This window comes from Rheinheimera sp. (assembly GCF_020217005.1).
Lineage (GTDB): Bacteria > Pseudomonadota > Gammaproteobacteria > Enterobacterales > Alteromonadaceae > Pararheinheimera.
This window is the reverse complement of sequence record NZ_JAIWOI010000216.1, coordinates 1-10000: the sequence shown is the minus strand read 5'-3', so window position 1 is coordinate 10000 and position 10000 is coordinate 1. Positions and strand designations below refer to the sequence as shown.

Annotated in this window: 8 protein-coding genes; all 8 read right to left on the bottom strand. The window is 46.7% G+C overall.

The genetic code is table 11. The features are described from left to right. Positions 1–478 (bottom strand): sulfate adenylyltransferase subunit CysD (gene cysD / locus LDL40_RS10640; RefSeq protein WP_300995324.1); only part of this gene is annotated, 478 nt, incomplete at its 3' end. Between the two features lie 50 nt (positions 479–528). Beyond that, positions 529–1947, bottom strand: a complete 1419-nt coding sequence (gene cysG / locus LDL40_RS10635; RefSeq protein WP_300995323.1) for a siroheme synthase CysG — start codon at positions 1945–1947, stop codon at positions 529–531. A 248-nt stretch (positions 1948–2195) separates the two neighbouring features. After that, positions 2196–3422, bottom strand: a complete 1227-nt coding sequence (gene sstT / locus LDL40_RS10630; RefSeq protein ID WP_300995322.1) for a serine/threonine transporter SstT — start codon at positions 3420–3422, stop codon at positions 2196–2198. Positions 3423–3791: 369 nt separating this feature from the next. Further along, complete coding sequence (locus tag LDL40_RS10625) at positions 3792–4199, bottom strand: DUF4377 domain-containing protein (protein WP_300995321.1); 408 nt, start codon at positions 4197–4199, stop codon at positions 3792–3794. A 72-nt stretch (positions 4200–4271) separates the two neighbouring features. Beyond that, positions 4272–6548: a GGDEF domain-containing phosphodiesterase gene (locus LDL40_RS10620; protein ID WP_300995320.1), complete on the bottom strand. Its 2277-nt coding sequence runs from the start codon at positions 6546–6548 to the stop codon at positions 4272–4274. A gap of 176 nt (positions 6549–6724) precedes the next feature. Then, on the bottom strand, positions 6725–7462 hold the full coding sequence (locus LDL40_RS10615) for a phosphoadenylyl-sulfate reductase (protein ID WP_300995319.1): 738 nt from the start codon (positions 7460–7462) through the stop codon (positions 6725–6727). 59 nt (positions 7463–7521) lie between these two features. After that, positions 7522–9237 carry an assimilatory sulfite reductase (NADPH) hemoprotein subunit gene (gene cysI, locus LDL40_RS10610; RefSeq protein ID WP_300995318.1) on the bottom strand — a complete coding sequence of 572 codons (1716 nt, stop codon included), beginning with the start codon at positions 9235–9237 and terminating at the stop codon, positions 7522–7524. Next, positions 9237–10000 (bottom strand): sulfite reductase flavoprotein subunit alpha (locus LDL40_RS10605; protein WP_367304313.1); only part of this gene is annotated, 764 nt, incomplete at its 5' end. The genes cysI and LDL40_RS10605, both read right to left, overlap by 1 nt.

Genomic DNA, 10000 nt, shown 5'->3' with positions numbered 1-10000 from the left:
ATCTGTGATGTTGGTCGCGGAAGGAATAGACCCGCTCTTTCGCACGGGATTTTTCTTCATCACGGCGTGCACCACCAAAAGCTGCGTCAAAGCCGTACTTATCCAAGGCTTGTTTTAAGCCCTGCGTTTTCATTACATCAGTGTGTTTGGAGCTGCCGTAGGTAAAGGGATTCATATCCATAGCTACGCCTTCCGGATTGATGTGCACCAGCAAATCAAAGCCATATTGTTTCGCCACTTTGTCACGGAATTCAATCATCTCGCGGAACTTCCAGCGGGTATCGACATGCAACAAAGGGAAAGGAATTTTGCCAGGATAAAAAGCTTTACGCGCTAAATGCAGCAGCACAGAGGAATCTTTCCCTATGGAATACAACATCACAGGGTTATCAAATTCGGCCGCTACTTCGCGGAAAATCTGAATACTTTCAGCTTCCAGTTGTTGCAAATGTGTCAGAGGTTTGACTGGCTGGCCCATAGGGTCTGCTCCCATTAAGTCTGTAAAAAAGAATTCTGAAATTAAAGTCGCTAAATTCTGTTGGTTAAAGGCTGTTGAGCCTGTTGATCAGGTCTGTCACCAAACCAGTGTAATTTCTGCTGTAAAGCCACTACTTCACCAATAATCAGCAAAGCGGGTGACTGCACCTGATGCCGGGTGACTAAATCAGCTAATTGATCCAGTCGTCCTGTGAAGACCCGTTGCTCAGCTCTGGTGCCATTTTCAATCACAGCGACCGGAATATCTGCTGCTCGGCCTGAGCTGAGTAACTGCTGCTGAATATGTTCCACTTTCATCAGGCCCATATAAATCACCAGCGTCTGGTTTGGCCGGCTTAAGCTGTGCCAGTCTGGTTCCACACCGTCTTTACGGCAATGACCAGTGACAAACTGCACGGCCTGAGCATAATCTCTGTGGGTTAAAGCTATGCCAGCATAAGCGGCACAACCAGCTGCAGCTGTGATACCAGGCACCACCTGAAACGGGATTTGATGCGGTAACAAGACTTCGATTTCTTCAGCACCACGGCCAAAAATAAAAGGATCGCCCCCTTTGAGTCTGCATACTTTTTTACCTGATAAAGCTAAAGAAACCAACAAGTTATTTGTTTCTTCCTGAGCTACAGAATGCGCACCTGCTTTTTTACCTACACAGATGAGTTCAGCGTCACGGCGCACCAGTTGCATAATAGGCTCTGAGACTAAGTAGTCGTACACCACCACATCAGCTTGTTGCATCAGCTGTAATGCTTTTAAGGTCAGCAGTTCAGGATCGCCCGGGCCAGAACCCACTAAATACACTTCGCCCTGAGTCGGGATTTCCCGTTCTAATAAAGCTTCTAATTGTTGCTGCGCGACCTCCAGCCTGTTGGCCTGCACTTCACGTACTATGGAGGAGTCAAATACCCGCTCCCAAAACTGACGACGACCAGCAAAACCTGAAATCTTTTGTTTTACCTTGTCGCGAAACGCCCCCACTAACTGAGCTAATGGGCCTAAATGCGCAGGTAAAATAGCTTCGAGTTTTTCGCGCAAACGCCGCGCCAATACAGGTGCGGTGCCAGCACTGGAAATAGCAATCAGAATTGGGCTACGGTCGATAATGGCAGGAAAAATAAAACTGCAATTCGGCTGATCATCCACAGTATTGACCAGAATATTGCGCGCATCAGCAGCCTCAAATACCGACTGATTGACAGCATCATCATCAGTGGCTGCTATCACCAAGACATGACCTGCTATATGTTCAGGTGAAAAACGGCTTTCAATTAAAGTGGCTTTACCTTGGTGCTGCCATTCGATGAATTCATCGGCAAAGTAAGTGGCTACTACTGTTAAACGGGCTCCAGCTTTTAGTAAAGTACCAGCCTTGCGCAATGCCACATGACCAGCACCCACCAGCAAGACGGGGCGATTTTTCAATTGGGCAAAAATAGGCAAATACTGCACTTGGGGCTCCTGCTGAATAAACAGCACTTTGACATAAACAGCACTTTGATTTGGTTAGAGTGGCGACCTCAATCAAAGCTTTTTCATCTGAGCCTGCATATTAGACGTCTAAACGTCTTTTTTACAATAATGGATATCGATCTCTTATAACTAAAAGGAATAGGGCAAAAATGGGGTCAGATCACATTAGTTATGCGTAACTAATGTGATCTGACCCCATTTTTAGTGAGTTGTTTTGTACTTGTAAGTCAGACCCGAGGGCTCTGACCCGAGCTTTGGCAAACCGCTGCGGTAAAGACCACGTCGGTTGAACTATTCAGCGCAGTTTCCGCACTGTCCTGGATCACACCGATAATAAACCCGGTCGCGACAACCTGCATGGCCACTTCGTTGGGAATCCCAAATAAGCTACATGCCAACGGGATCAGTAGCAAAGAACCGCCAGCCACGCCAGAAGCACCACAAGCAGACACAGCTGCCAGCAGACTCAATAAAATAGCACTGGCAAAATCGACTTCAATACCCAAAGTATGCACTGTCGCCAGTGTCAGCACTGTGATAGTGATAGCGGCACCTGCCATATTAATGGTAGCGCCCAAAGGAATAGAGACAGTGTAGACCTCTTCATCCAACTTCAGCTTTTCACACAACTGCAAATTAACCGGAATATTGGCGGCTGAACTGCGGGTAAAAAATGCGGTGACACCACTTTCGCGTAAGCAGGTGAATACCAACGGATAAGGGTTGGAACCTGTTTTGGCGAACACCAATAACGGGTTGACGATAAAAGCAATTATGGCCATCGCACTCAGCAACACTGAAATCAACTGACCATAACTTGCCAGGGCTGCAAAGCCCGTCGTAGCAATAGTATCTGCAACTAAACCCAGAATACCAAAAGGCGCCAGTCGAATGATAAAGCGCACTAAAGACGACACGCCATGTGACAAATCAAAAAAGACCAGTTTGGTACTTTTGCTGGCATGCTGTAGCGCCAGACCCAGACCTACAGCCCAGGCCAACACACCAATATAGTTGCCGGTAATCAAAGCGTTAATAGGGTTATCGACCACTTGCAGTAACAATGCTTTGAGCACCTCAGTTATGCCTTCTGGCGCCGCAATAGCTTCAGGCACAGCCGTCAGCACTAGCGTCGTTGGGAACATAAAACTCAGCAATACTGCGACCACAGCGGCTAAAAAGGTACCAAACAAATAGAGTACCAGCACAGGTTTGATACTGCTGCCTTCTGATGCTTGTTTGTTGGCAATGGCAGATGCAACTAATACAAAAACTAATAAAGGGGCAATAGCTTTTAAGGCTTTAACGAAAATAGTACCTAACAAAGACAAGTTTTTAGCCAGCTCCGGCGATACCACAGCCACCAGCACACCTAACAAAATGCCAATAATGATTTGCGGCACTAAGCCAAGTTGCAGAAGTTTTTGCCAGGGACGAAAGGCTTCGGATGTCATAAGGACTCTCTGTTGCTGCTGTGGTGCGCGCCACAGTTATAGGAATAAGTGCCCGATTTTGCCCTGAATCCGGCATGGGGGCAAGTCGGAGCTGTTTAGCTTAGCCCTTACAAAAATGAATACAGTGACTCCACTCTCTTACGACCTGATATTAGTTTGTTCAATAGTACTTAAAGGTACAACATGCCAATTCAACAAAAAGTACGATAAGAATAGTGAGGCACAATACCTCTGCAAGGCCAAAGCTTGATTGCACAATACCCGATTTGCAGCAGTGATACGACAGTGGAACAGTCAGCAAAAGTGCACTAACTAAAAGTTATATGGGCGGCCCACTCATCTTTACGAATGCTGCGCAGGCCCGGAACTTTATTCCGCCTTGCTACTGAGTATATTCAACAACACCCACTGTCGATCTGGTGCATCCATCGGAGCTTCAGCGATTTGAATTTCACCGACTTCTATCTGGTATACCTTACCTGGCTGGTAATCAAACCCAACAATATCGCCATAAAACAGTTGCCAGTCTTCTTCCGGTGTCTGGCGGATTTGCAGACATTCAGTCGGGCCAACCGCCATGCATTCCCGCTTTTGTGCTGCCACCCACAAAGTGAGGGTATGGACCACCTCTGCCTCATTTGGCCTGGTGGCGACAACAGGAGGGAAGACTCCTGATTCATCAGGTTGTTTCGCCGCAACCGGAGGTTCAGCTACAGGCGACTCCGAACACGCAACTAAACCAAATAATACTATAGATGTCAGTAATTTATTAACCATGGCTTCTGTCCCTGATCTACCTTGTATTTCAGTTTATACCGGCAAAATGGATAGAAACTGAACAGCATGTCCTTATGCCTTTTTTGCACCCAGCTCCAACTTTGGTGACTTAGGCAACAACTGATCTTGCCAATAATCTGCCGGGGCAGGCCTGCCAAATAAATAACCTTGCATGAGCTGACAACCTAGACTTTGCAGAAAACGGCGTTGAATATCACTTTCAACACCTTCAGCTACTATGTTCAGGTTTAAAGCTTTGGCCAATTGAATAGTCGTATGCAAAATACGTACAGTTCTGCTGTCCTGTGGAATACAACTAACAAAACGCCTGTCGATTTTAATAGTATCTGCCGGACAATCGACCAGTTGGCTTAACGAAGAATGCCCTGTGCCAAAATCATCTATCGAAATACTAAAACCATACTGGTTTAATGCCCTCAAACGCTTATGCAACAGCGGTTGTTGGACGGCTATATTAGTTTCTGTGATTTCTAGCTGCAGGTATTGAGTCAGCCAGGGATGGTCGGCGCTTAGACTCATCAATTCAGCAAAAAAGCTGTCATCCAGCAGTTCAGGCCCTCCCAGATTAATAGCTATAGGGTAAAGCAAATCTTGTCGTTGCCATTGCTGCAAAATAGCAACACTTTGCTGCAGCACTAAACGTGAAAACATCGTCATCAGGCCGTGACGCTCAGCCATCAATACAAAGCAGTCAGGGGCTATAGCCTGACCACCAACGAACCAACGGCTTAAAGCTTCAAAACTCTGAATCTTACCTTGGGGGTCCACCTTAGGTTGTAACCATAATTCCAGTTGCTTTTGCCGTATTGCATCACGAAAAGCATTTAACAACTGATAGTCCTGTTCCAGTTGCTGTGCCTGCTGCTGATCATAAAAACCTACAGCCTGATTTGGATCCGACAACTCCAGTGCTAATTCACATTGTTCAATCAGCTGTTGCGCGTTATGAATGTCCCGCAGTTCGGTGAAGCTGACGCCAAATTGATAGCTCATACGTGCCGTATAAGGCCCAACCGTCAATTCAACTGGTAATTGGCTGGCGATCGCCTGCGCCAATTGTTTTGGGTCCAACACATTCAAATCACCTTTGAGCCAAAGTGCAAACTTGACCCCGCGAACCCTTGCTAATACGGCATCTGAAGGTAAAGCTGCCTTCGCTACTTTGGCAAAATGTTGTAACAACTGACTACCAAATTCATAACCATATTGCTGATTCAGGGTCTTGACGTGACGTAACCGCACTATAGCCACCAGCGCAAACTCATGAGTGGCTAACTGCTCCTGTTTGTAATTCACCAGTTCCGTAAAACCAGCAACATTAGGTAAGCAGGTCAGGCTGTCATAGTGTAGCCAGCTGTCTTGTAGCTTTTGACTTTGTTTTAACTGCTGTTGCAGCTGCCGCAAAGCGCTGATTTCCTGCAAACTGACTACGTGATGGCCGGATCGGGTTAACATCACATGCTTTAATACCAGGCTGGATTCAGGACGGCTTCTTAAACTACATTCCACTTTACCTTTCAGCCAGTGGCCCTGCAGCTGACTATCTTGTACAAAATTCAGTAAAGATAATAAATTAGCGTGCTGACCTGATTCCAGGCCCAACATCTCACAAGCCAGACTATTGGATTTGATGATATCTCCCGAAGCACTGACTAACACAGTGGCGGACCCATTGTGTTCAAATAACTCTTCGTAATAATCATGGCTTTGCACCAGATTCTGATTCAGATCCCTGAGTTGGCCTGCGCTGCGTTTTAGCGTGCTGAAAATACGTGCCGCGGCCAAGGGCAGGCATAAATTAAAAAATAAAAACAACAAGCCATGCAAATAACTGTGGCTTGCGGGCAAAGTAATGGACAAACCAAACAAATTACCCGGAGCTTCATTTTGCAGCAGAAAGAAAAAGGGAATGAAGTTCAGTGACATAAAAAACAAAGCAGTCCTGAAGCCAAAAAACATCAGGCTGAGCATAGGCAGAGTGTAGATAAAAATAATACCCAACTTGCCGATTTCAAAATTTTCGTTAAACAGCAGGATGCAAAGACCTGCCATCACCACAATAAAAAGCAGAGCGGCAGCACTTTTTTTGGTGTGTTGTTTGGATAGAAATAATGCAAAAACTAAAGCGAAATAAAATACTGAAGTAAGAGCTATGACCTGATAAGCGCCCAGTTGCCATGCTTGCCAGGAACTGTGAAATACAATGATTGAGACCAGACATAATCCGGACAACATGATAATACGCAACACACTCTGTTGCCAAAACGCACTATCGGCATTGCCTAAGTCCTGAGTTCTGAGCCGCAAATAACGACCTAACCACCCCACATCCAGTCCCCTTTGCCCTTTATCAGACCTCAATAAAGTAGTGATAATTCAACCCTGTAATGGGTTACATAAGTGCAGGAATGTAATACATTCACAATGTTAACTACAAGTTATTTTTATTCACTTAAGGGACAAAAACGGTAGTGGGTAGGGTTTAACCGTTAAACAGACGACAACTAAATGCCGTCCCCGTCCAGATGGATACCACATTCACGACCAAAACCGTTAAAACGGGTGTCTTCTTCGGTCATTCCCAACTCCAGTTTACGGGTCGAATGCACATCACCCACTGAGACATAACCTTGCTCCCACAATGGATGGTAAGGCAAGCCGTGCTGTTGCAGATAATAAAATACGTCTTTATTGCTCCACTCAATGATAGGCTGCACTTTGACTGTGCCGCGGCTGATTTCGATAATATCTTTATCAGCGCGGGTGCTGGACTGGCTGCGGCGTAAACCACTAAACCAGGTCCCCACATTCAGCTCTTTTAATGCACGCTGCAAAGGTTCTACTTTGTTCATATGGTTGTATTGTTTAATACCAGCTTCGGTTTCCCACAATTTACCAAAACGGGCTTCTTGCCAGGCTGGACTTAAGTGAGCACGGTATACCTTCAGGTTCAGTTTTAACCTGTCCTTCATCTGATCAATAAATTGATAAGTTTCGGGAAATAGATAACCTGTATCTGTAAGCAGCACCGGAATATCAGGCTGCTCAGAAGTAACCAGATGCAGCATCACAGCAGACTGAATACCAAAGCTGGAACTCAGGATCTGCTGGTCTGGCAAATGTTCAAGCGCCCATCTGACCCGCTCTGCTGGTGTTAAAGGTAATAGTAACTGGTTGGCATCAGCCAGCAGTTGTTGCTGTTGTTCTGTATCCAGCTGTAACAGCTGTTTATATTGACTCATGGTCCGCCCTCCTACCCCGATAGCTTTCAGCCAGTATCAGGGCATGCTTAATACTGAATTCAGGCGTGAAAGTCGGTCTTCGACACTTTCACTTCAGCCACAACACCCACCCGGATCACAAAATCACCAAAACATTCGCCGCTTTGACGCTCGAGCACCCAACGGCCAATCAGCTCATCCAGTGCTTGCAGAATTTCAGCTTCGGCCACGTTGTCCAGATAGAGTTTCGGAATACGGGTGCCCTGAGTATTCCCCCCCAAATACAGGTTGTATTTACCCGGTCCTCTGCCCACTAAGCCTGCTTCAGCCAACATGGCTCGACCACAACCATTGGGGCAGCCCACCACCCGCAAAATAATGTGGTCATCAGGCACACCATGTTTGCTGAGCAGCTCTTCCACATGAGTAACTAAAGTAGGTAAATAACGTTCTGCTTCGGCCATTGCTAGTGGACAAGTAGGTAAAGACACACAAGCCATAGAGTTTTTACGCTGCTCTGTGACTGAGTCGTTGATCAGACCGTGTTGACGGGCTAAAGCTTCAATCCGGGCTTTATCTTCAGCAGCTACGCCAGCGATAATCAGGTTTTGATTCGCCGTCATACGGAAATCGCCTTTGTGAATACGGGCAATTTCAGCCACGCCAGTTTTCAGGGTTTTGCCCGGATAATCCAGAATACGGCCGTTTTCGATAAAGACAGTTAAGTGATGTTTACCATCTATGCCTTCCACCCAACCAAAACGATCGCCACGGCCGGTGAATTCATAAGCACGGCTTGGCTGGAACTTCACGCCAACACGTTTTTCCACTTCGGCTTTAAATACGTCCACCCCTATGCGGTCTATGGTGTATTTGGTTTTGGCATTTTTACGATTGACCCTGTCGCCATAATCACGCTGCACTGTCACCACATGCTCAGCCACTGCCAGCACGTGCTCCAGACCAATAAAACCAAAGTCTTCGGCTTTGCGTGGGTAAGTGCCTTTATCGCCATGGGTCATGGCCAGACCGCCACCTACCAGTACGTTAAAGCCCACCAATTGGCCGTTTTCGGCAATAGCGACAAAGTTTAAGTCGTTGGCATGCACGTCCACATCGTTTTGCGGCGGTATCACCACTGTGGTTTTAAACTTACGTGGTAAATAGGTTTCGCCCAGAATAGGTTCGGCTTCAGTGGTTTCTACTTTTTCTTCATCCAGCCAGATTTCGGCGTAGGCTTTGGTTTTTGGCAACAAATGCTCAGAAATTTTGGCAGCCCACTCATAAGCTTGCTGATGCAATACAGACTCAACAGGGTTAGAAGTACATAACACGTTACGGTTCACATCCCCAGCTGTGGCGATAGAGTCTATGCCTATGCTGTTCAGCATTTGGTGCATGCCTTTGATTTTCGGCTTGAGCACACCATGGAACTGAAAGGTCTGACGGGTGGTTAAACGAATGCTGCCATAAATGGTGTTATCCGCCGCAAACTCATCAATTGCTAACCATTGTTCTGGTTTGATAATGCCGCCTGGCATACGGGCCCGTAGCATCACGTTATGCAAAGGCTCCAGTTTTTGCTGAGCGCGTTCAGGGCGGATATCACGGTCGTCCTGCTGGTACATACCGTGGAAACGGATCAACATAAAGTTGTCGCCGTTAAAGCCACCAGTAATTTCGTCTTTTAAATCTTTAGTAATAGTGCCACGTAATAACTGGCTGTCTTTTTTCAGCCGCTCGTTATCAGACAGCTGGCCTTGCACCTGTAAATCCGGGTTAATTGGCTGAGTCATTAGTAAACATCCTTCTGATAACGTTTGGCTTGACGTAAATCGTCAAAATACTGTTCAGCCTGCTCTGCATTCAGGCCGCCTTGTTGTAGCGCTATATCGAGCAAAGCCTGATGTACATCTTTGGCCATTTTGTTGCCATCACCGCAGATATACAGATAAGCACCCTGCTGCAACCAGGTCCAGATTTCTTCGGCTTTTAAGCGCAGTTTGTCCTGCACATAGACCTTTTGCGCCTGATCGCGGCTAAAGGCCACATCCAGCTTACTTAGCACACCGCGTTTTAAATAATCCTGCAGTTCGACCTGATACAGAAAGTCCTGAGTAAAGTGCGGGTTGCCAAAGAACAGCCAGTTCTGACCGGTAGCACCAGCCTGATCCCGCTCTTGCAGGAAAGCGCGGAACGGCGCTATGCCAGTACCAGGGCCTATCATAATAACCGGGGTTTCATGGTCCGGCAGACGGAAGTTGTCGTTGTGTTCCACAAATACTTTTAATGGAGCGCCTTCTTCCAAACGTTCTGCCAGGAAACCTGAAGCACCACCTAAATGCGTGCAGCCAAAAGCCTCGTAACGCACCACTCCTACAGTTAAATGCACTTCATCCCCGACTTCAGCCTGAGACGAGGCTATAGAGTACAAACGCGGTTGCTGTTTACGTAAGGCATCCACCAGTTGCTGGGCCGTTAAAGGCGCCGGGTTTTGTAAAATCACATCCAGCGTTTGGCGGTTCTCCAGATACTGGCGCAAAGCCGCTTTATCTTTTA